This is a genomic window from Prevotella sp. E13-27, assembly GCF_023217965.1.
Taxonomy (GTDB): Bacteria; Bacteroidota; Bacteroidia; order Bacteroidales; family Bacteroidaceae; genus Prevotella.
This window is the reverse complement of sequence record NZ_JALPSC010000001.1, coordinates 1867635-1889221: the sequence shown is the minus strand read 5'-3', so window position 1 is coordinate 1889221 and position 21587 is coordinate 1867635. Positions and strand designations below refer to the sequence as shown.

At 47.3% G+C, this 21587-nt stretch carries 15 protein-coding genes; 3 read left to right on the top strand and 12 right to left on the bottom strand.

Annotated elements, in window-relative coordinates:
* Positions 1 to 389 precede the first annotated feature (389 nt).
* The gene (locus M1L52_RS07435) at positions 390 to 1250 is read left to right on the top strand and encodes a DNA/RNA non-specific endonuclease (RefSeq protein ID WP_248614299.1); all 861 of its coding nucleotides are present in this window, start codon (positions 390 to 392) and stop codon (positions 1248 to 1250) included.
* Here the strand turns inward: M1L52_RS07435 and M1L52_RS07430 are convergent.
* The 7 genes from M1L52_RS07430 to M1L52_RS07400 form a co-directional block, all read right to left on the bottom strand.
* Positions 1239 to 1829 carry a hypothetical protein gene (locus M1L52_RS07430; protein ID WP_248614298.1) on the bottom strand — a complete coding sequence of 197 codons (591 nt, stop codon included), beginning with the start codon at positions 1827 to 1829 and terminating at the stop codon, positions 1239 to 1241. The genes M1L52_RS07435 and M1L52_RS07430 overlap by 12 nt on opposite strands.
* A 110-nt stretch (positions 1830 to 1939) precedes the next feature.
* Positions 1940 to 2764 (bottom strand): hypothetical protein, encoded by an 825-nt coding sequence (locus tag M1L52_RS07425; RefSeq protein ID WP_248614297.1) that lies wholly within the window; start codon positions 2762 to 2764, stop codon positions 1940 to 1942.
* A 20-nt stretch (positions 2765 to 2784) separates the two neighbouring features.
* The gene (locus M1L52_RS07420; protein WP_248614296.1) at positions 2785 to 3729 is read right to left on the bottom strand and encodes a hypothetical protein; all 945 of its coding nucleotides are present in this window, start codon (positions 3727 to 3729) and stop codon (positions 2785 to 2787) included.
* 249 nt (positions 3730 to 3978) lie between these two features.
* The gene (locus M1L52_RS07415; RefSeq protein WP_248614295.1) at positions 3979 to 5319 is read right to left on the bottom strand and encodes a hypothetical protein; all 1341 of its coding nucleotides are present in this window, start codon (positions 5317 to 5319) and stop codon (positions 3979 to 3981) included.
* A 15-nt stretch (positions 5320 to 5334) separates the two neighbouring features.
* Positions 5335 to 8766, bottom strand: a complete 3432-nt coding sequence (locus M1L52_RS07410; RefSeq protein WP_248614294.1) for an autotransporter-associated beta strand repeat-containing protein — start codon at positions 8764 to 8766, stop codon at positions 5335 to 5337.
* Positions 8767 to 8814: 48 nt separating this feature from the next.
* Positions 8815 to 11823 (bottom strand): PEP/pyruvate-binding domain-containing protein, encoded by a 3009-nt coding sequence (locus M1L52_RS07405; RefSeq protein WP_248614293.1) that lies wholly within the window; start codon positions 11821 to 11823, stop codon positions 8815 to 8817.
* A 133-nt stretch (positions 11824 to 11956) separates the two neighbouring features.
* On the bottom strand, positions 11957 to 12796 hold the full coding sequence (locus M1L52_RS07400; RefSeq protein WP_248614292.1) for a helix-turn-helix domain-containing protein: 840 nt from the start codon (positions 12794 to 12796) through the stop codon (positions 11957 to 11959).
* Positions 12797 to 13060: 264 nt separating this feature from the next.
* Here M1L52_RS07400 and M1L52_RS07395 point away from each other — a divergent pair, with 264 nt between their 5' ends.
* Positions 13061 to 13828, top strand: coding sequence for a hypothetical protein (locus M1L52_RS07395; RefSeq protein WP_248614291.1), 768 nt, complete (start codon positions 13061 to 13063; stop codon positions 13826 to 13828).
* Positions 13829 to 13868: 40 nt separating this feature from the next.
* On the opposite strand, the gene M1L52_RS07390 is transcribed toward M1L52_RS07395, so the two are convergent.
* Both M1L52_RS07390 and gdhA read right to left on the bottom strand, forming a co-directional pair.
* The gene (locus M1L52_RS07390; protein ID WP_248614290.1) at positions 13869 to 14402 is read right to left on the bottom strand and encodes a septal ring lytic transglycosylase RlpA family protein; all 534 of its coding nucleotides are present in this window, start codon (positions 14400 to 14402) and stop codon (positions 13869 to 13871) included.
* A 4-nt stretch (positions 14403 to 14406) separates the two neighbouring features.
* Positions 14407 to 15747 (bottom strand): NADP-specific glutamate dehydrogenase, encoded by a 1341-nt coding sequence (gene gdhA, locus M1L52_RS07385; RefSeq protein WP_248614289.1) that lies wholly within the window; start codon positions 15745 to 15747, stop codon positions 14407 to 14409.
* A gap of 235 nt (positions 15748 to 15982) precedes the next feature.
* Here gdhA and M1L52_RS07380 point away from each other — a divergent pair, with 235 nt between their 5' ends.
* A complete protein-coding gene (locus M1L52_RS07380) occupies positions 15983 to 16618 on the top strand; it encodes a SprT-like domain-containing protein (RefSeq protein WP_248614288.1) in 636 nt (211 codons plus the stop codon).
* 3 nt (positions 16619 to 16621) lie between these two features.
* Here M1L52_RS07380 and M1L52_RS07375 read toward each other — a convergent pair whose 3' ends face one another.
* The 3 genes from M1L52_RS07375 to purL are packed head-to-tail and all read right to left on the bottom strand — an operon-like array spanning position 16622 to position 21527.
* A complete protein-coding gene (locus tag M1L52_RS07375) occupies positions 16622 to 17197 on the bottom strand; it encodes a chromate transporter (protein ID WP_248614287.1) in 576 nt (191 codons plus the stop codon).
* Positions 17194 to 17736 (bottom strand): chromate transporter, encoded by a 543-nt coding sequence (locus M1L52_RS07370; RefSeq protein WP_248614286.1) that lies wholly within the window; start codon positions 17734 to 17736, stop codon positions 17194 to 17196. Before M1L52_RS07370 ends, M1L52_RS07375 begins: the two co-directional genes overlap by 4 nt.
* 41 nt (positions 17737 to 17777) lie before the next feature.
* The gene (gene purL, locus M1L52_RS07365) at positions 17778 to 21527 is read right to left on the bottom strand and encodes a phosphoribosylformylglycinamidine synthase (protein WP_248614285.1); all 3750 of its coding nucleotides are present in this window, start codon (positions 21525 to 21527) and stop codon (positions 17778 to 17780) included.
* Positions 21528 to 21587 lie beyond the last annotated feature (60 nt).

Here is a 21587-nt window from a genome sequence, read left to right as displayed (position 1 = left end):
GTGCTCAAACCCTTTATACAAAGGCGTTTCCAACGATTATGGGAGGGATGAGGTTTTTTTTTGCAAAACCTGCAAATCTGCAAAAAGTTAGCCTGATTTTTGAAGATTCTCGTCAAACATGTTACGACTCTGATTGAGCTATGGTGTAGTACTGACTACGCTATGGCGTTGTTTAGACTAAACTGTGGTACAGCTTAGACGCTGGTGCAGCATAGTTCTGACTATACTAAGCCATAGCCCTGACTATACTTCAGCATAGTTTAGACAGAATAACAGGGGCAAAAAATATTGTTTAAGGAGTGAGGTTTTTTCTATTTTTTAAAACAATCTAAATTTTCAGTTTTGCAGATGAACATTTTTTTGTACTTTTACAGCCGAAAACGGAAACGATGATGAAAAGGAAAAAGAAAAATAAGAGAAGTGGCTACTCGCTCATAGTGACAGCGGTGCTGGTGTTCGGACTGACGCTACTAACGCTGGCAAAGAACTGGAACGGAAACACAGAGGAGGTCTATGACGACGCCACACAAAACACCACCGCAGCTCTTAATGGCAGCGAGGCACAGGACGAGAGTATCATGATGCCGGCTGCGCTGAATGACAAACCTGAGATGATACTGAGGAGGAAGAGCTATGTGGTGTCATACAACAAGGAGACGCTGCAGCCGAACTGGGTGGCATGGCATCTGACTGCTGCTCATGCTGACGGCCAGATAGAGAGAAGCAATGGGTTCAAAGAGGACAAAGAGGTGCCAGAGCCCAGGGCCACGCTGGAAGATTATAAGAAGAGTGGATGGTCAAGAGGACACATGTGTCCTGCTGGCGACAACAAGTGGGACGAACAGGCAATGAAAGAGACGTTTCTGCTGACGAACATCTGTCCACAGAACTCAAAGCTGAACAGCGGGCTATGGAACAGCCTTGAGATGGACTGCCGACAATGGGCTAAGGAGTATGGAGACATATACATAGTCTGCGGACCGGTGTTCACAAACAAAGAGCACGAGACAATTGGAAAGAACAAGGTTGTGGTGCCTGAGGCATTCTTCAAAGTGGTGCTTTGCATGAATGGTAAGCCCAAGGCCTTTGGCGTCATTGTAAGGAACACCGAAGGCAACAAAAAGAAAGACCTGTATTACAACTCTGTCAATCAGGTGGAGCGAATCACTGGCATAGACTTCTTCACCGCATTGCCTGATGATATAGAAGAAAAAGTGGAAGCAGAGGTGAACATGAACCTATGGAACTGACACACCCTGAGTCAGCGGCCCCCCTTTAGGCTCATTTTTTGAATCTGTCCAAACTTCTGGAGTCACATTACACACAACTTCTTCTATGCCGTATATCTTAATATATACATCGTAGCTCATTCCTGCAACAAATCCATTATTGAATGGTCTCAACAAAACTTCTATTTTTGAATTAATTGTTTTTAGTTCTTCGCTACCATACGAAATCCTAAGGGAACTAGACATGTACATCAGGCAAGAATAAGACTCCGCTGGTGGCATTATCACATATTGTTGTAAACTAATCGTATCATTTAACGACTTGCTTTTTAGCAAGACAGGATTGAATAATGCAATTCGGGTATTATTACTTGATTTTTCATTTACTACAATACTATCAACAATAACCCCGCTATTGGTATCAGTAGCTGTTTCAGTACCTGGGATTATGTGGAAAGTCAATTTTACTGTACCTGTGTAACCATAGTTCACATAGCTATACGATTCTTTGTTTCCATCATCGTCGTTACTACATGAAATTAAGCCAAGGCTCACGATAGTTATCATTAATAGAAATGTCCATTTCGAAAATCTTTTCATTGTTTTTTGGGGGAAAAGGTTAAACAATACTTACTTCATAATAATCCAAAGTCATAACTTACATAAGCCAACAAATAAAAACCTAGCGGAGATGATAGGACACTAATATTTTATTTTTTATTTTTATCAAAATATTTTTTCCCATTTTGGATGTATATTTCGCTATGAGGTGTACCATTATTGGCACTCTGTCCTCTCAAGTTATATCGTTTGGCAGGTGCAGAATCGTTGAAAACTATAGTACGAATACCTGTACATATGGTTATATTAAAGGATTGAGTGGTTAACATCGACCAAGTGCCGCTATGCGACTTTACGCGTACAGACAACTGATGGTCGCCTTCTGACAAAGCATCAATATCAATTACAAAAGGAATGGTTTCTGCTTTCGGATCGGATACTACCACCTGAGTAGCCTTGCCTACACCCGGATCTGCATCGTCGATGAAATACTCCACTTGAGCAATACCCTCAAGAGGACACACATAAAGCGGTCGCGACATCGCTGTTGACCATCGGCCCAGCGTATCTTGTGTTCTGATGAACAATATATGGGCACCCACAGCAGCCTGGCTCAGATCAAATACCAACTGGTTCTCGCCCACCTGATTGCATTCCACGCTCCGCGCCTTGCCATAACCTGGGTCTGTATCGAGAAAATACTCTGCACGCGCCACATTCCTTCCCTTGAGAGAAATCACATATAAGGGGCGCGATATCGTTGTTGACCATCGTCCCTGAGAGTCTTGTGTTCTGATGAACAATATATGGGCACCCGCAGCAGCCTGACCCAAGTCAAAGACCAACTGGTTTTCGCCCACCTGACGGCATTCCACGCTTTGCGCCTTGCCATGACCAGGGTCGGTATCGAGGAAATATTCAGCTCGCACCACGTCTCCCTGAGCCCATGTGGCTATACTCGCAAAGAGCAACATAAATATTAATACAGATTTTCTCATTTTGAAACGGCTACTTTAAGGGTTACATTCAGTTTGCTACCTTTCTCAACTGTGGTCGGCATCTCAATGTCCGTAATCACCGGACCAGTAGGAATGCCCGATATCACATAGGGATTGTCGCCAGCAAAAGCACCAAACGTATCTCTTAAATCCAAAGTGCCCTCATGCTCATAGAAGTCCTTGTCGGTAGAGTCTTTGGTGAGTAGTTTGCCGAAATTATGGATTTGATTGGTTCCTACGCTATTTGATGATGATGACGAAGGTTCTTCGCTCCATAAATTATATTCTACACTAGTTGCACTGCAAGAACCAAAAGCAAGTTTACCGCGAAATGTGTTGTAGGCAATATAACTGTTATCCAGCTGTATAATTTCTGCGGTCGGGTTTTCTACCTGCGTATCCCCATTGAATATATTATTTGTTATCTGATGACCAGATGTTCTATTTGAAGTACCTCCGTAAACAGTAATTTTCCCACGAATGACGCATTGACTAATCACACTATTATCAGATGACTTTACAATAGTTGAACCATCCTTTTCAACATTATAATATATACCGCTTAATTTACATCTTGTCACCACACAATTGTCATCATATAAATAAAGATACCCCATATCAATCCCATGAATGGTCACATTGGGTACTTTTACAATAACGTTATTTGTGAAGGTTGCGTTGGCTCCCTCAGCCATAATACCATTTTTCACCTGCCAATAACCAGAGCCAATCATCGTTATAGATTTCTCGATGGTAATTGTTCCATAAGAAGTAGGTGAGCCTTCCACCATGATTGTATCACCGCTTACTGCATCAAGCAATGCTGCATCAATTGTTTTGTAAGGTGCATCAATACCTTCGATATTGTTTACTCGTAATACTGTAGCTTGTGCTGAAACCATTGACACAAGTACTGCTGTTAGGATAAGTAGTCTTTTCATAATTATTCGTTTTTTGATGTTATAGTTTTAGAATTCAAACAGGTCAAGTAGGTGATTGCCGCAGATTTAAAATAATGTTAGTACTGGAATGATAACGGTGCAAATGTAATAATTTTTCAGCAAACCACAAGCCATTTCAAGAAAAATTTATTATTCTGAGTTGATAATGTCAGATTTCCCATTTTGTATATCAAAAAAATGAACCTCAGAAGTATTTTGGTTAACTTCTGAGGTTCACTTCACATATCGCTAATCCTCTTTGGTTGTGCTCTGCACCTTTGTGGTGACATGCTCTTTTTTCTCGAAGGTATGGCCACAGTTCGTGCAACGCATAATGACATAATAGTCTTGACCTTCGGCACGATGTGTGGTGGTGTAGTGCCTACGCAATATATTATGAACTAACACATTATGCACACGCTCAGTACTTATTTCCTCGTCAGTACTGTGATGAGTATCCAAGGACACGCTAGTTTTAGAACCCTCGCGGACTCCTATTTCCTCAAGTGTTCCAAGAGCTCCACACGACGGGCAACGCGTATAACTCATCAGCGACATACACAGGTTCCATGCCATCATGCCTGATATCAGGAAGAAGAACAGGTTCGGACTGAACTCCATGGTATAGAGCAAATAAAGGTAATCGCATACGCCAGTTACGACAATCAGCAATAGTTCTGCAGCAATGATGGGAACAGCCTGAATACGATAAAGCGTGAAATAAAACACTAAGAACAAGGTGAGGAATATGACAAGAGGTGCAAGCACATCGAAGATGCCCATCACTCCACGTGCCATCCAACGGAACATGTAGTTCCAACTGCGGAAGGGGCCATAGCCTTTCGTTGGTTTATAGAAGCCTGGAGCATAATGGGCCACAGAGTGTGACATCCAATAGTTGCCTAACTTAGCCACCCAACGATAGTAGGCTGGCGACTCGTTCCTCATACCTGTGCACCCAAAAAGTTTGCCGTCTTTGAACACGGCGGTGAGTCCCTTGTAATAGCAGCTATCGCCCATAAAATCGAAGCCGGGGAATGCGGCAGCAAGAAACTCTTCACCATTGGAAGTAAAACGATAGACACTTCGTGCCATGGCATCCATGTGCTTCTCAAATTCGCCAAGCGTCATGCCTTTCATCTTCTCAGCATCGTCGGAATAGACTATCTGACGGAATAGCAACACATCGTCAACGCGATCATGACCATTAATTATGACTTCTGGATAAGCACCTGGACGAAACACCACCGTGCGGAAACTGTCGGGAGTCTCTACCAACAAGTGGCGCGACTGGAAGTTTTCAGGCAGATCGCGATAAAAGCCATAGACACGGATTGGAGTACCGGCAGGTATCTTGAAGTCTGGCTCGCCATAGGTAGCCCGTGGAATAGAATAGTCTTCAGGAGATATAGTATCGATAGCCATGCTAATGCCTTCTTCGTATGATATGCGACGGAAGTCGAAATAGCTCATCCACCCGTATGAACCCCAGGGAAAGGAGCAAACGAGAAACGCCACTATAACCAAGGCTATATAGCCACGAAGATAGTTACTTATAACGAAAGCATATTTTACGAAATCGACGACCATATTCCTACACAGACTTTATTTAGAGATATACTTACGTCCGTCTTTTACGACGATGCCTTTATGGTGAGCATCACCCGTACCGAGGTTACGACCTTTCAGGTCATATACGGTAGAAGACTTTGCGTTTGCGTCGGCCTTCAGCTGTCCTACAGCAGTTTCATCGTTCGCCACGCGAACCTTACCATCGGTAAGAACAGTGCTCAAATCCCACTTTGTAGTAGCAGAAGGACGCTCAGGAACGACGGCAGAGAAGCCAGTACCGCTGACTGTGCCCAGTGACGAGAACAAAGTTAGAACTGTGCCTGCAGGGAGCTCGGCATCGTCCTTGATATCAATAACAAGAGTACCTCCATTAATGGTCAAAGCGCCTGTAACCTTTATGCGGTTAGTGAAAACACTGCTGCCTGTCCATCTGACGGGGAAGTGCACCTCGCCACCGCTCGACACGGTGAGACCGCCACTAAGCTTCAGCTCATTAAGGGCGATGAGTGTATCGCCAGCAGAGACAGAACCACCGCTGTTTACATTGACACGAGAGCCAACAGTACCTTTACCCATGAGCGTACCGCCATTGTTGATGGTATAGGCACCGCCTGTGGTGTGGGTGCCGTTGACAACGAGGCGACCCTTATTGACTGTCGTCGTTCCACTATATACATTGGTACCAGTAAGACGCCAGTCACCACTACCCTCTTTAATTATAGTGGTTGTTCCTGGGTGAGAGCCTGCCTGGTCGTTGTTGTTGATGACACCAGCAAAGACCTCATCGGTATTGGCACCGCCTACGATCCATGTGCCTGTGCCTTTAGCCTTAACATTGAAGCCTGCGAGATAAGAGCCTGCCTCACCAGAGAGTCCGCCAAGATAGTAGGTTGCAGCGTTCTTACCACCATTGATGGCTGTGCCGCTCTTCAGCTGTATGGTAGCATTCTTAATACCACCATTGTTGCGAATGGCGAACTGACGGTTGTCGCCGTAGTTGCCAGTCTTGGTAATGATTAACTTACCAGTGAAGTTGTCCCAGTTGCCCTCGATATATTCGCGCAGGTAGTTCACGCCCCATTGCAGGGTGCCTGTGCCACTGACGTTACACTTGTTGGTGTTCCAACGGTCGAAATAGAGTGTCGAAGTGGTTCCCTCCTCTGCCACGATGGGGAAGTTATAGGTTACATTTGCCTCGTTCTTTCCAACGGTGGTGAACGAGCCGCCTGCCATGACGAGCTTTGAGGCAGTGCCTATGCCGGCATCGGAGATGTTCTTGCTATTGAGTTTCAGCGTACCGCCTTTAAGCACAACGTCGCCATCGAACTTGAAGAAGTTCTGAGTGTTAACGCCTATAGTGCCTGAGCCGCCAACCTCAAGGTTGCCCGAGCCTTCAATGCTGCCATTCATAGTAACAACAGAGGCTTTCTCAGCGATGTTCAGCTCTGTATCGTTATAGAGCGTTGCAGAGCGGTCGGTAGAGGTTGAAGCACCAGTGTACTTGTAGATACCGCCATCCATAATCCAGTTCTGCGCAAACTCCTGACTCTTGCCCAGTCCGCTGGCAACGCCACCGTTCTTAAGTGTAGAGAACTCGTAGATGCCTTCATGCAGCACGGTAGCACCTTCATACTGCTGGTCAGAGGCAATGACGAGGGTGCCCTGACCGGCCTTGTTCATTGATGCCGCCCCGCTTATGTAGCCAGCACCGTTGATGGTAACATTGGCATCGCTCTTGACAACGACAGCTGTCTTAGGCGTAGCCTCAGTGATGGTTATAATCTGATCGGAAGCAGGATTGATGAGCCATTCGCCTTCACCTGTACCAGTGAAAGTTTCCACATCGATGATGCCCACCTGCTCAGGACGTGTCTTGACGGTAAGCTCAGAGGTATAGGCCGACTTATTGTCGCCGCTGAATGCGCAGAGACGCACCTGATAGGCGGTGGCGGGAGAGAGCTGGAAGTTCTTGGACGAGCCAAGCGGCAAAGCCGAGCGGAGAGCTGAGAGTTGAGAGTTGCTTATTTCAAAACTTGTGGCATTGGCTGCTGTGCGGCCTACCTCGACAAAGGCACCGTCTTTCTTCAACTCAACGATGAAGCCTTCCTCGTTGTCAGTATAGTCGGCCCACTTCAGAGTGAGGCTGTTGGTGGTCGATTCTGCCAGCGAGAGAAGCATAGGAGCACGAAGGAAGAACTGACGGTCATCCTTTGTTATGGAGTTGATATAGTTCTCAATGTTGGCATAGCCATTGGAAGCAATGGTCATAGCATCGTTGGCACTGGGGTTAGTGCCATTGGCACTCTCCCATGCATCGGGCATGCCGTCGCCATCGGTATCGGTATATTTTGTGCCTGCAAACCAGCTCCATGACGTAGGCAAACCGATGGGCAGCTCGTTCTCGTTGGTTATCAGCTTACCCTCCTTACCAAACGACAGGACCTCGTCAACCATGTAGCAGTCAGCAATGTCGCGATAAGGCAGAGAAGCACCCACCTCGGGCAACAGTTTTTCAATGAGGTCGTTGGCAGCCCACTTTTCAAGAGCTGGATAGTCATAGGGCTGAGACTGACGGTCGCCACCGCCATTGCCAGTGAACTCTGTTGGGTTATAGATGCCATCGCGGTTCTTGTCCTGCCAGTTGTCTGCACCATAGAAATGGAAGTCAGAGTTACCACCTGAGAGGGCATCGCCACCAACGGCAGGACCGTTGATGAACATGTTATTCTCAATATTCACATAGCTTGTTCCTTCAGAGTCGCCACCCATGTTGTAAGCATAGTTCTTCCAGTTGTAAACGATATTGTTAACATACTGGTTAATGCCCTTAACCTTGAAGTTACGCGTAGAGTTATCTACAAGCAGTATGCGGTAAAGGGTAATGTTCGAAGCCTGCATGAGTCCGCCTGCAGAGTGGGTCATCAGTCCCTGTCCTACAATGGAGTTCATGAGGGTGATGTTCTGTGGAGCAGTGCCCTTGTTGTCCCAGTTGATGGAGAAGTTCTCATCCTGTCCCCAAGAGAAAGAGCAGTGGTCGAATATCATGTTCTGACCATTGGCAATGCCTGCGGCATCCTTGTCCTTGGTACCCACGGCACCCATACGGAAACGCATGTAGCGCACGATGATATTGTCAGAGCCTGAGAAGCTGACACCATCGCCATAGACGGTGATACCCTCACCAGGAGCTGTCTGACCTGCCACATAGAGGTTCTTAGCAAACGATATGCGCGAATTGATTCTGATGACGCCAGACACATCGAACACAACGATGCGGTTGGGCTGACTAACAGCATCGCGGAGCGAGCCGCTACCACTGTCATTAAGGTTGGTGACATGATATACGGATCCGGTACGTCCGCCAGTGGCGAAGCGTCCCCACCCTTGTGCGCCAGGGAAAGCGAGTTGCTGAGCACTGGCTGTCAAAGCCAGGGCAGCAAAGAATAGTAAGAATAGTTTTCTCATAGTTTTTTTAATAGTTGATGTTTCTATTCAATTATATATGTGAAGTACTCATGGCAGCAGCACGACACCTGTCTGCTTCTTGCCGTCCATCATAATTTTCAGCGGACGCTCGAAGCGCACATGACGCACATGCTCGGTCTCATAGACAGCGGGCATAGCATCGAGCACAGACTGTTGAAGAATGCCATCGCCAGTATAGGTGTTAATGGTGAAGTAACCCACGCCGAAGGATGTGAGGTTCTGGAAGAAATGAGTACCCTGCGAGGGATCGACATGATAGTTCTTCAGGCCTGCCTCAACGATGACACGGGCTGCAGAGATGTGAGGCCACTTTACAGGTATGCCAAGCCATGGATCGCTGGAGCCCCAGCGTCCTGGACCTATGAGCACATAATTGGTATGTGCTTGCTCAAGGAACTGACGGTTTATCTGTTCAATCTCGCATGCTATCTGCGGATTGTTTGATGCTGTGAAGTTCTCGTCGGTCTTGACATAGACCACATCGACCACATCTTCGGAGATGCCATGGCCAAGCGAGTTGTAAGAACGCAGCAGGCACTGCTCATCGGGTATCTGCTGAAGGTCTTCATCGAGCACCTGCTTAGAGTCAACGATAGGACGTATCTGCAACAGGTAGAGATCGCCACGAGCAGCACCTTCAGTGGGGTCTGTCGAAGGCTCCAGGTTACAAGCGAACTCTATCTCCACAGGACGGTGCATGGCATCGGCGCCATACTCCTGCGACATCTGCAGAAGCTCTGGCAATGGGAACACTCCCTGCTGGAGCACACCGTCAAAGGAGATGACCTTGCGACCACCTTCATAGATGCCAGGACGAATAATCTGGTCGGCAGGATCGAATGTGGAGGCGATATAGTTGAGCGAGCCGTCCTGATCGGCCTGCTTTACGCGAAGCTTCTTAATATTAAAGCCATCATCGACCTTGAAGTCATCGCCAACATGGCTCATGTCAAGGGCATAGAAGCGAGTCTGGGTGTCGCGCAGCGCAATATCCATCTCGCTCATCTGCAGTACCTGATGAGGATGGTGAGGCGACACGCGAAGGGTCTGTCCGCCATCAACGATATACTTGCCAAGACCAAGTGCCAGCGAGGCTATGCCCTCCTCTGCCTTCTCATCACCAATGGGGTAATAGTTAAGCGAGCGCAGAACGCCTGAGAACGTGGGATAGTAGAGGTCGCCATACTGTTTGCCCACTACCTCCTGAAGGATTACTGCCATCTTCTCCTGGTCTATGACGTTCTGAGTGGCTGTCATATATGCCTTTGAGTCACGATAATAGACTGAGGCATAGACACTCTTGATAGCACAGGCCATCATGCGCAGCATCTCATACTTATCTTCGAGATAAGGAATCATGTATGTGCTATAGATTCCTGCAAAGGGCTGGTAGTGGGAGTCTTCGAGCAAAGAGCTGGAGCGCACGGCAATAGGCGACTTCACAGCATCAAAGAAAGTGAAGAAGTCGGCTATCAGCGCATCGGGCAGCTGTGCGCGCAGAAAGTGCTGCAATATATCTTCATCGGGAGCATCGCTAAGGGCAATGGTCCACAGGTTATTCTTGTCCATAAACTCATCGAAGAAGTCAGTACACAGCACCACGGTCTTTGGTATCTGGACTGTGGCATTGCCGAACTTGTTGAGCTCAGGATGAGTCTTTATCACATTGTCGAGGAACGCGAGGCCACGGCCTTTGCCACCAAGCGAGCCCTCGCCAATACGTGCAAAATGGGCATAGCGGTCGAACTTCAAGCGGTCGAAGACTGCCACGATGCCGATGTTCTTCATGCGGCGATACTGGACTATGGCGTCGAAAATAATCTGGCGGTGGGCATCGACATCCTGGAGCTTATGCCATGTGACATGCTTTAGGAAGTTGGACACAGGGAAGATGGCGCGGGCACAGAGCCAACGGCTCATGTGGTTGCGACGCACATGATGCATGAGCGAGTCATGGGGAATCTTAAAGATATTGTCCTGAAGCTCTTTCAACGACGACACGCGAGCCACCTCCTCGTGGGTCTCAGGATCACGGAAGATGAAGTCGCCAAAGCCCATGTGCTCCTCAAGCAGATGACGCAGATCGACATTGAACTTCTTGGAGTTCTTGTCAAGGAAGTCAAAGCCGGCCTCCCATGCCTTCTCTTTGTTCACAACTTCAGAGCTCTGAAGAATCAGGGGCACATACTCGTCGTGCAGACGTATCTCCTTCAGCAGTTTCAGGCCTGCCTCAGCATCGCCTTCCTCCACATGAGAGAGGCGTCCTACAGCGGTATGGATGGGGAAGCGCGTATCAGAAATGACTCCCAACACGTTGTCCTTATACTTCTCATAGATAGACATTGCCTCCTCATAGTTGGTTGCCAGCATGACCTTTGGACGACCGCGCTTACGCTGGGCTGCTGCATGAGGGTTCAATGCCTCTGTTGAGAAACGCTTGCTCTGTGCAAGGATATAGTTATAGAGGTTGGGAAGGATGGAGGAATAGAAGCGTATGTTGTCTTCAACCAACAATATCATCTGCACACCTGCCTCACGCATGTCATGCTCAATGTTCATGCGGTCCTCAATAAGTTTTATTATAGAGAGAATAAGGTTGGTGTTGCCAAGCCAGCAGAACACATAGTCGAAGATTGACATGTCCTCATCCTGCATTCGCTGAGTGATGCCATGGGAGAAGGGAGTAAGCACAACACATGGTATGTCGGGGTGCTTCTCTTTTATCTGGCGCGCCACGGCAAAAGCATCGTTGTCGGCATTGCCTGGCATACAGATGACAAGGTCGATGTTTGTCTCGCCCAGCACCTGATTGGCTTCATCAGTCGTTGACACCTGAGTGAACGATGGCGGATAGCGCATGCCCAGCTCAGTGTATTCGTCGAAGATTTTCTCATCTACGCGGCCATCGTCTTCAAGCATGAACGCATCGTAGGGGTTTGCAACAATAAGCACACTGAAGATGCGACGAGTCATGAGGTTCATGAACGACACATCTTTCAAGAAAAAGTTATTGAATTCCTGAGGAATATTAGCCATAGCTTCAGATTTTTCTGCAAAAGTAGTCAAAATAGACAGCAGAACAAAATAAAACAAGAAAAAACATGCCTTAGAGCCGTGTTCTTTCTTGTTTTTATGCTGATAAACAACAGACGAGAGCGCTTAATTACTCTTACCGTCCGCGACGGAAATCGCTTGGAGAAGCGCCGAGATGCTTTCTAACATAGCTGCCGAAATGGCTCATATTAGCAAAGCCAAGACGGGCTGACACCTCCTTGATGCTCAGGTTAGAGTTCCTGAGATAGAAGCGTATGTCTTCCTTAGTATATTGCACAATCCAGTCAGAAGCGGTCTTGTTACTATACTTTAGACAGAGCATGGTGAGGTATTTTGGGGTGATGGCAAGCATGCCGGCATAATGAGTGATGGGCTGGCGTTTTACCTCACTAGCAGCTACAATACGAATGAAACGATTGAAAAGCATGCGTCCCTGCGACTGCTTCCTCTCGTCGTCATAATTTTGCTGGGTGCTCTCAATGATGTTGCAAAGCTCGAGGAGCAACGAACGTATCAGAGCATGCATTATCTCGTTTGAATTCTTACGATGGTTCTTAATCTTTGATTGAATCAGTGCATAATAGAAACTGAACTCTTCCTTGCACACTTCGGACATGCTTACCACATTGAGCTGACTCATATAGACAGCATCGTTCCAAACGAGATACTTATCATGAAGCAAGGTCTGGATGATGCGGTCAGACATGCAAAGCATCTTACATTCAAAATCAGAAGTCAGAGTATAATCATCGATACAGACACACGACGGACAAAACATCACATCGTCAGTTTTCACTACTGATGTCCTGCCACCTATTACCATTTTCATGCTACCAGAAGTACACATAACCACTAGGTTTACCAATGGTTTCAGAGGTGATATCTCCTTGAGATTCTTTACGTTGTCATAGATTGACACATCTCCATCAGAATAATCTACAACAAGATTATTCATTTCGAGAAAACTTTTGCCGTTAGTTTGTGTTGATTTTTCCATAAAAGAAATATTTCTGATACAAATTTCAGAATATTTTTTGAAACATCAACGAACAAAATCGCAAAAAAAATGTTCAAATTCACAGTTTTTCTATTATTAGTTACACATTATGTAATTTTGAACATAAAATTGGAACAGGTATTAGTTTTTTTTCAAGCATATTCTTTGAACTATGAAAACAATTGCTTATCTTTGCCGCTAACAAATCGAATAATTACTACTATGAAGAAAGTTGCAATATCACTTCTCAGCGCAGCATTGGTATTATCAAGCTGTAGTAGCTACACTGCCACAGGAGCAAGCGTGGGCGGTGAGTTTGGACATGTCGTAGGTTCCGCCATAGGAGGAATCACTGGTGGCTGGCGCGGAGAGCGTGCTGGAGGCGCATTAGGCACTGTAGGAGGAGTTCTTGCTGGAGCGGCCATCGGGGCAGCCGTAGAAAAGTCACAAATGAAGAAGATGGAAGACATGCGTGAGAGAAGAGCCGAGGAAGCCAGACGCGACCAAGGAATAAACCAGCGCACTGGCAAGGAGCCAGTTGACGACCGCATAGTTTTCGACGAAGGGCCATCAGCCTACCCTAACGAGGCTGGGAAGCGTTCCATCTCTGTCAACGACTTGACAAGGCGTCCTGCGATAGAGGTGCGCAACGCGCGCATCTACGACACCAATGACGACGGCGTACTCTCTCGTGGCGAGCAGTGCACGGTGGTGTTTGAGATTATGAACAACACGCCGAACCCCATCTACGACATATGCCCTATCGTGGAAGATGCCACTGGCAACAAGCACATAAAAGTGTCGCCTAACCTGCGTGTAGAGAGCATTGCACCACATCAGGGCATTCGCTACACTGCCACGATACTTGCCGACAAACAGCTAAAAGACGGTGTAATCGTAGTAAGACTTGGAGTTGTACATGGACAGAAGGAGATTACGTCGCAGACACAACAGTACAAGATAGAGACAAGAAAAAAGGCTTTAAAGTAAAGTCAAAGAGCACTTAAAGAAAAAGGCTTTGGAGTAAACTCTACTTCAAAGCCTTTTTGCTGCGCTTCTTTTTCTGTACCACCTTATGTTCAATAAGCAGGTCTTCCTGCCAGATAGGCTTGATTGTGTCGGCCATCTCTATAGACTCGACCTCAAGCTTCGGGAACACTATACGTTCCTTCGGTGCCAGCAATGGTATAACTATATTATCAGCCTGATGGACAGATACCTTGGCGATGCCTTCACCAAGCATGCCCAACTGTTTAGCCGCCTCCCACGAAAGGTCAATGATACGTCCACTGGCATAGGGACCGCGGTCGTTGACACGCACAAGGATAGTACGCCCATTTTTCAGATGGGTCACCTGTAGCACAGTGCCAAATGGAAACGTACGGTGAGCACACGTCATGGAGTCATGGTGCAGGCGCTCACCATTTGCCGTACGAGCACCTGAAGCAGACTTGGCATAATGTGACGCATAGCCCAACTGTGTCTGACAAAGACTTGGCGCTGAGCTCCAAAAGATGAAGCCCAGTACCAAGCTCAGTTTTATTATGATTCTATAAATTCTCAAATAATCACACGATTCCTTGTGCCATCATTGCGTGGGCAACCTTCATGAAGCCTGCGACGTTAGCACCCTTAACATAGTTTATATAGCCGTTAGCCTCCTTGCCGTACTTGACGCATTGCTCATGGATGCCAGACATAATTTGGTGGAGCTTCTGATCAACCTCCTCAGCTGTCCATGACATACGCATAGAGTTCTGTGTCATCTCAAGACCACTGGTAGCCACGCCGCCTGCATTGACAGCCTTGCCAGGAGCAAACAGCTGACCGGCAGCAATGAACTTGTTGACAGCATCAGCCGTGCAGCCCATGTTGGAAACCTCAGCTACGCACAACGGCTTATTTGCCAGGATAGCATCGGCATCAGCACCATTGAGCTCGTTCTGAGTAGCACATGGCAGATAGATGTCGGCCTTCTGCTCCCATGGCTTCTTGCCTGGGAAGAATGTAGCGCCGTCGAACTCCTCAGCGTAAGGAGCACAGATATCGTTGCCGCTGGCACGGAGCTCAAGCATGTATTCTATCTTCTCTGCATCAAGTCCAGCTGGATCGTAGATATAGCCGTCAGGACCGCTGATGGTGATAACCTTTGCGCCAAGCTCAGTGGCTTTCTTTGCAGCACCCCATGCAACATTGCCGAAGCCAGACAATGCAACTGTCTTACCCTTGATGTCCAAACCATGGGTCTTCATCATGTGGTTAACGAAATAGAGTGCGCCAAAGCCTGTTGCCTCAGGACGAAGGATTGAGCCACCCCACTCCAGTCCCTTACCAGTGAGAGTAGCACCGTGGAACTGTGATGTGAGTTTCTTGTACATACCGAAGAGGTAGCCAATCTCACGACCGCCAACACCGATATCGCCTGCAGGCACGTCCATATCAGGACCAATTACTTTATACAACTCCATCATGAATGCCTGGCAGAAACGCATAATCTCAGCGTCGCTCTTACCACGAGGAGCAAAGTCACTGCCGCCCTTGCCACCGCCCATAGGCAGTGTGGTCAGAGCGTTCTTGAATGTCTGTTCGAAACCGAGGAACTTCAGAATGGAAAGGTTTACTGATGGGTGGAAACGCAGACCGCCTTTGTAAGGGCCAATGGCTGAGTTGAACTGTACACGGTAGCCGATGTTCACCTGAACCTCGCCCTTGTCATCAACCCAGGGCACGCGGAATGTGGTGATGCGCTCTGGCTCAACAATGCGCTCAACAATCTTTGCTTTCTCGAACTCAGGATGCTGATTATAGACATCCTTTATTGACTCAAGCACTTCGCGCACTGCCTGTAGATACTCCAACTCGCCCGGATGCTTACGCTCCAAAGCCTGCATGATTTTCTCAACTTCCATAGTTTTAGGATTTAAAAGGTTTTTATTTGTGTTTATTAGCCAATTTGTTACTAGAACCGTGCAAATATAGAGAAAAAACAAATATAGTGCAAGAAAAATCGGGAAAAAGTGACTATCAAGCTTACTATTTGTAATTTATTAAACTTTAATCATCAATAATAGCCTGTGTTTCTAAAGAAATAAAAGAATAGCCGATTTTGCAATTACTGCTTTTTTGTGTACTTTTGCAAAGACAATGGAACTGACTGCACAATATCTGCGCGAGCGCTTCCGGGTGCTCAACAATGACTACTTTGACAACGAACTGCCAGAGCCGCAGTTTGCCGTCACTAATGCACGGACACAGATGGGACAGTTCTCTTGTAAGCGAGTAAGAAAAGGTTTCTTCGGCAAATATGCCAATACGAGCTATAAGATAAAGGTGAGCGAGTATTACGAGCAGACTGCTGAAGAGATTGACGACACCCTACTCCATGAGATGATTCACTTCCTCATTGCCTTCCGACAACTGCGCGACACATCAGCACACGGACAATTGTTCCGTAAGGAGATGAATCGCCTGAACCGTATGGGGCGCCACATCACCATCAGCGCACGTACCACCCAGTATGTGACAACACCAAAGAACCAACGCAAACAGCACTTGGTGCTGGCATTGGAGGGAAGGGACGGCAGTCGCTATCTGTCGGTGGTTCATCCTTCCTACAGGAAGTATGTAGAACGACAATTACCACTGGCTCCACAAATAGCGGCTCATTATTGGTTTGTAAGCAATGACAGTTTCTTTGACAGTTTCTCGCAGGTGCGTTCTTTACGCGCGCGAAAAATTACCAAAGAGGTATATGACAAGGTTGTAGATAAAAAGCAATAGCGCTTAATAAAGCAACAGCAGACCGGCAAAACCACTCATCAGTATCATCTTGATGGGGTTAATCTTAAAGAACAATGTACCTACGAAGGTGGCAACGAAGAGCATGATGCTAATACAGAACTGCCACATATTCTCAGACGGAGCAGAGAAATTGTCCTTTGTACAGAGCAGCAACGTGGCAGCTGCCAACAAGCCAACGACTGCTGGGCGCAAGCCTGCAAAGACCGACTGAACGCCAACGGTATGCATATACTTTAGAAACATCTTGCTGATGAGTACCATCAACACAAGCGAAGGCAGAACAAGAGCAAAAGTAGCCACAGCAGAGCCAAGCATAGCCATTGGCACAGATCCACCAGCATTTATAACAGCGGTATATCCGCAATAGGTTGCTGAGTTGATGCCAATAGGACCTGGGGTCATCTGACTGACAGCAACGATGTCAGTAAACTGCGATGATGTGAGCCAGTGCCAATGTTCTACGGTCTCGTTCTGAATGAGCGAGAGCATGCCATAGCCGCCACCAAAGCCGAAAACGCCTATTTCAAAGAATGTTATGAAAAGATATAGGTAAATCATTCTGTTGGTTTTATCAGTGTGCCGTACATCCAGCCAAAGAGTCCTGCGGCAAGTATTATTATAATAGGTGAAACGCCAAGTGCCCAGATGGCAAGTGCGCCAACGACGGGTATCCATGCAGTGGTCCACGTCAGCTGTGCACTCTTTGCAAGATTAAACGTTGGAACGGCAATAAGCGCCACAACAGCAGGACGGATACCACGGAAGATAGACGCCACGATGGCATTGTCCTGAAACTGATGAAAGAACATAGCTATCAGCAGGATAATGAGAAAAGAAGGCAAGGCTGTGCCAAGAGTGCAGCTGATGGCGCCCCTTACCTTTCTCAGCTTATATCCAATGAAAGTGCTGATGTTGATGGCAAAGACACCCGGACAGCTCTGGGCAATGGCGATGAGGTCAAGGAACTCCTCTTTCGACACCCATTTGTGCTTTTCCACAACTTCCGACTCGATAATGGGAATCATGGCATATCCACCCCCAAGGGTGAACATGCCAATCTTAAAGAATGTTTTAAATGATTCCAAATAGATATTCATATTTTCATATTATAGGATTGCCTAGGGGTTCCTAGGATTTCCTAGATTCTTTCCTCTACCCATTTACGTGCATTGACGAAGGCCTCAATCCATGGAGTCACCTCGTCGTTACGACGATCAGCAGGATACCAGGCATTCTGCCAGGGGAATACGGCACGCTCCAGATGAGGCATCATGCAGAGATGACGGCCGTCGGCAGAGCAGATACCTGCTACGTTGTAATCAGAACCGTTAGGATTAGCGGGATAGCCTGCGTAGTTGTACTTTGCAATCACATTGTAAGCGCTCTCTGCCTCAGGCAATGAGAACTTACCCTCTCCGTGAGCTACCCACAGACCGAGTTTGTTACCACTCAGTGAGCCAAACATCACGCTGTTGTTCTGAGGAATGCTCAACGAGATGAACTCACTCTCGAACTTATGAGAGTCGTTGTGCAGCATTTTTGCTCCTGCTGCGCCAGTGAGACCGAGTTCAACCATCAGCTGGCAACCGTTACAGATACCTAATGAAAGGGTATCCTTGCGGGCATAGAACTTGTCAAGAGCCTCCTTTGCCTTAGGATTGAAGAGGAAGGCACCAGCCCACCCCTTAGCCGAACCAAGTACATCGGAATTAGAGAATCCACCGCAGAATACAATCATGTTGATGTCCTCAAGTGTCTCGCGCCCAGAAATCAGGTCGGTCATCATCACATCCTTTACATCAAAACCAGCCAGATACAAGCAGTAAGCCATCTCACGTTCACCGTTGGTACCCTTCTCACGGATGATGGCAGCCTTTGGAAGTTGAGAGTTGAGAGTTGAGAGTTGAGAGTTTTTCCAACGATCAGGATTCAGACCATACTGTTCGAGAGTACCTGTGAAGTCCTTGTTAAACTTCATCTCGATAGGCTGCTTCTTATAGTTCTCGAAACGCTCCTTTGCCTTGCCGTTGAAGCTCTGCTTGCGATCGAGCAGATAAGAAGTCTTATACCAAACATCGCGCAGGGCGTCGATGTCAAAACTAGTTGAACTAGTCTCACTAGTCTTACTAGGATAAACAACTACGATCTCGCGGCTGTCCTCTACAGGATAACCAATCTTAGCATAGCCAATGCCCTGCTCCTCCATGAACTCCTTGAACTCCTGCTTGTACTTATCACTTACCTCGATAACTACACCTGGGTTCTCAGCGAAGAGAGTCTTAACAACATCGCCATCGGCACAGATGTCGTGCAGGTTGATATGCATACCGCCCTTAGTGTTGGCAAAGCACATCTCGAGCAGAGTGGTAATCAAACCACCGGCAGAGATATCGTGACCAGCCATAATCCAGCCACGGTTAATCATCTCCTGAACGGCCATGAACGCATCGGCAAAGTACTCGGCGTTCTTTACAGTAGGAACATCGTCGCCTACCTTACCTAAGCTCTGAGCAAAGGCAGAACCACCAAGGCGTTGCTCGTCGAACGAGAAGTCGATATGATAGAGTGATGCATTCTTATCGTTAACCAATACAGGGCTTACCACCTTCTTTATGTCAGAAACCTCACCACCAGCAGATACAATCACTGTACCTGGAGAGATAATCTTCTCACCGTTAGGATACTGCTGGCTCAAAGACAGCGAGTCCTTACCTGTTGGTACGTTGATGTGCAGGTCGCAGCAGAAATCGCTCAGCGCCTTAACACCAGCATACAAGCGGGCATCCTCACCCTCCTGAGAGCGACAAGGCCACATCCAGTTGGCAGAAAGTGAGAGCGAATCCATACCCTCAGCCAATGGAGCCCAAACGATATTTGTGAGAGCCTCAGCTACAGAGAGCACTGAACCTGCAGCGGGATCAGCCAGACCTGCTTGAGGTGCGTGTCCAAGGGCTGTAGCAATACCCTTCTCGCCACGATAGTCGAGGGCAACAACACCGCAGTCGCTCAATGGCAACTGGATTTCACCCTGACACTGCTGGCGTGCAATTTTTCCAGTTACAGAACGGTCAACCTTATTTGTCAACCAGTCCTTACAAGCCACAGCCTCCAGCTGAAGCACACGGTCAAGATATTCGTTAATCTTATCCTGACTGTAGGTTACGTCAGCATAGTGACGCTCTACAGTATTATCCTTCATAATAGTCTTAGGTGAGTGACCAAACATCTGAGCCACATCCAAATCGAATGGTTTCACACCATCGCCCTGCTTGAATGAGAAGTGGGCATCGCCTGTAGTCTCACCTACTACATACAGTGGAGCACGCTCGCGCTCAGCAATCTTACGAACATGGTCAATATGCTTCTCATCAATGAGCAGTCCCATACGCTCCTGACTCTCGTTAGCAATGATTTCCTTACTAGAAAGAGTCTTGTCACCGATAGGCAACTTGGTCATATCAATCTCACCACCACACTCCTCAACGAGCTCAGACAGACAGTTGAGGTGACCGGCTGAACCGTGGTCGTGAATAGAAACAACGGGGTTCACATCCTCCTCGCAGAGAGCACGAACCAGGTTGTAAGCACGCTTCTGCATCTCAGGGTTAGCACGCTGAACGGCATTCAGCTCGATACCATTGCTGTAGCGACCTGTATCTACTGATGATACAGAACCACCACCAAGACCAATGCGATAGTTATCACCACCAACCACTACAACCTTGTTGCCGGGCTGAGGTTCCTTCTTCAGACAGTCGCGCTTAGTGCCATAACCTACACCACCAGCCAGCATAATAACCTTATCGTAAGCATACTTGGTATCGTTTGGTTCCTGATGCTCGAAAGTTAATACAGAACCACAAATCAGTGGCTGACCGAACTTGTTTCCGAAGTCAGAAGCGCCATTCGAAGCCTTAATCAGAATCTGCTCAGGTGTCTGATACAGCCACTGGCGAACAGGCAGAATACTCTCCCAGTCACGAGTCAGCTTGTCATCGTCGGTCAAACGAGGATAAGCAGTCATATAAACAGCTGTACCAGCGATAGGCCACGAACCAACACCACCACCCATACGGTCGCGGATTTCACCACCAGTACCTGTAGCAGCTCCGTTGAAGGGCTCTACAGTTGTGGGGAAGTTGTGTGTCTCAGCCTTCAGCGAAATAACACTCTCGATATCCTTGATGCGGAACCAATCGCTGGTTGACTGGTCGGCAGGAGCAAACTGCTCAACAACAGGTCCCTGTGCAAAGGCCACATTATCCTTATAAGCAGAGAGAATTTTGTTGGGGTTCTCCTGCGTCGTCTTCTTAATCATGGCGAAGAGCGAACTCTCCATCTCCTTACCATCAATGATGAACGTACCACCAAAGATCTTATGGCGGCAGTGCTCAGAGTTGATCTGGGCAAAACCGAAAATCTCAGAATCTGTCAAAGGACGACCGTTTTGCTTCTCCAGTCCGTGGAGGTATTCAATCTCCTCAGGAGAGAGAGCCAAGCCCTCTTTCTCGTTGTACTCCTCCAGATTATCCACGTATTTGATGGGCTCTGGCTTGATGTTAATCGTAAATATATCCTGATTCAGTCCTTCGTACATGCGCTGAAGCATCTCGTCGTGCTCGGCATCTTTCGAAGCAACAGCAAAATACTCTTCTATACGAGAAATGCCGCTGAGTCCCATATTCTGAGTTATCTCAACAGCATTCGTTGACCAAGGGGTCACCATTTCGCGACGCGGACCGACGAAGACACCTGTCAGTTTGTCTGCCTTCTCAAGCGTAGCGCCGCCATATAGCCAACAAAGTTCATCGATTTCCTGTTGATTGAGCTGATGGTCCACCTCGGTGGCTATCACGCTCTGTTGTGGAGTCTTGAAGAAAAGAATCATAGTTACCTTAAAAAATTTAGTTCTAATTCTGGCTGCAAAGGTACGAATAAGTGAGCGAAA

Bases quoted from the DNA above. Each gene is read 5' to 3' on its own strand.
- M1L52_RS07435 (WP_248614299.1), top strand. From the start codon at position 390: ATGATGAAAAGGAAAAAGAAAAATAAGAGAAGTGGCTACTCGCTCATA.
- M1L52_RS07430 (WP_248614298.1), bottom strand. From the start codon at position 1,829: ATGAAAAGATTTTCGAAATGGACATTTCTATTAATGATAACTATCGTG.
- M1L52_RS07425 (WP_248614297.1), bottom strand. From the start codon at position 2,764: ATGTTGCTCTTTGCGAGTATAGCCACATGGGCTCAGGGAGACGTGGTG.
- M1L52_RS07420 (WP_248614296.1), bottom strand. From the start codon at position 3,729: ATGAAAAGACTACTTATCCTAACAGCAGTACTTGTGTCAATGGTTTCA.
- M1L52_RS07415 (WP_248614295.1), bottom strand. From the start codon at position 5,319: ATGGTCGTCGATTTCGTAAAATATGCTTTCGTTATAAGTAACTATCTT.
- M1L52_RS07410 (WP_248614294.1), bottom strand. From the start codon at position 8,766: ATGAGAAAACTATTCTTACTATTCTTTGCTGCCCTGGCTTTGACAGCC.
- M1L52_RS07405 (WP_248614293.1), bottom strand. From the start codon at position 11,823: ATGGCTAATATTCCTCAGGAATTCAATAACTTTTTCTTGAAAGATGTG.
- M1L52_RS07400 (WP_248614292.1), bottom strand. From the start codon at position 12,796: ATGAATAATCTTGTTGTAGATTATTCTGATGGAGATGTGTCAATCTAT.
- M1L52_RS07395 (WP_248614291.1), top strand. From the start codon at position 13,061: ATGAAGAAAGTTGCAATATCACTTCTCAGCGCAGCATTGGTATTATCA.
- gdhA (WP_248614289.1), bottom strand. From the start codon at position 15,747: ATGGAAGTTGAGAAAATCATGCAGGCTTTGGAGCGTAAGCATCCGGGC.
- M1L52_RS07380 (WP_248614288.1), top strand. From the start codon at position 15,983: ATGGAACTGACTGCACAATATCTGCGCGAGCGCTTCCGGGTGCTCAAC.
- M1L52_RS07375 (WP_248614287.1), bottom strand. From the start codon at position 17,197: ATGATTTACCTATATCTTTTCATAACATTCTTTGAAATAGGCGTTTTC.
- M1L52_RS07370 (WP_248614286.1), bottom strand. From the start codon at position 17,736: ATGAATATCTATTTGGAATCATTTAAAACATTCTTTAAGATTGGCATG.
- purL (WP_248614285.1), bottom strand. From the start codon at position 21,527: ATGATTCTTTTCTTCAAGACTCCACAACAGAGCGTGATAGCCACCGAG.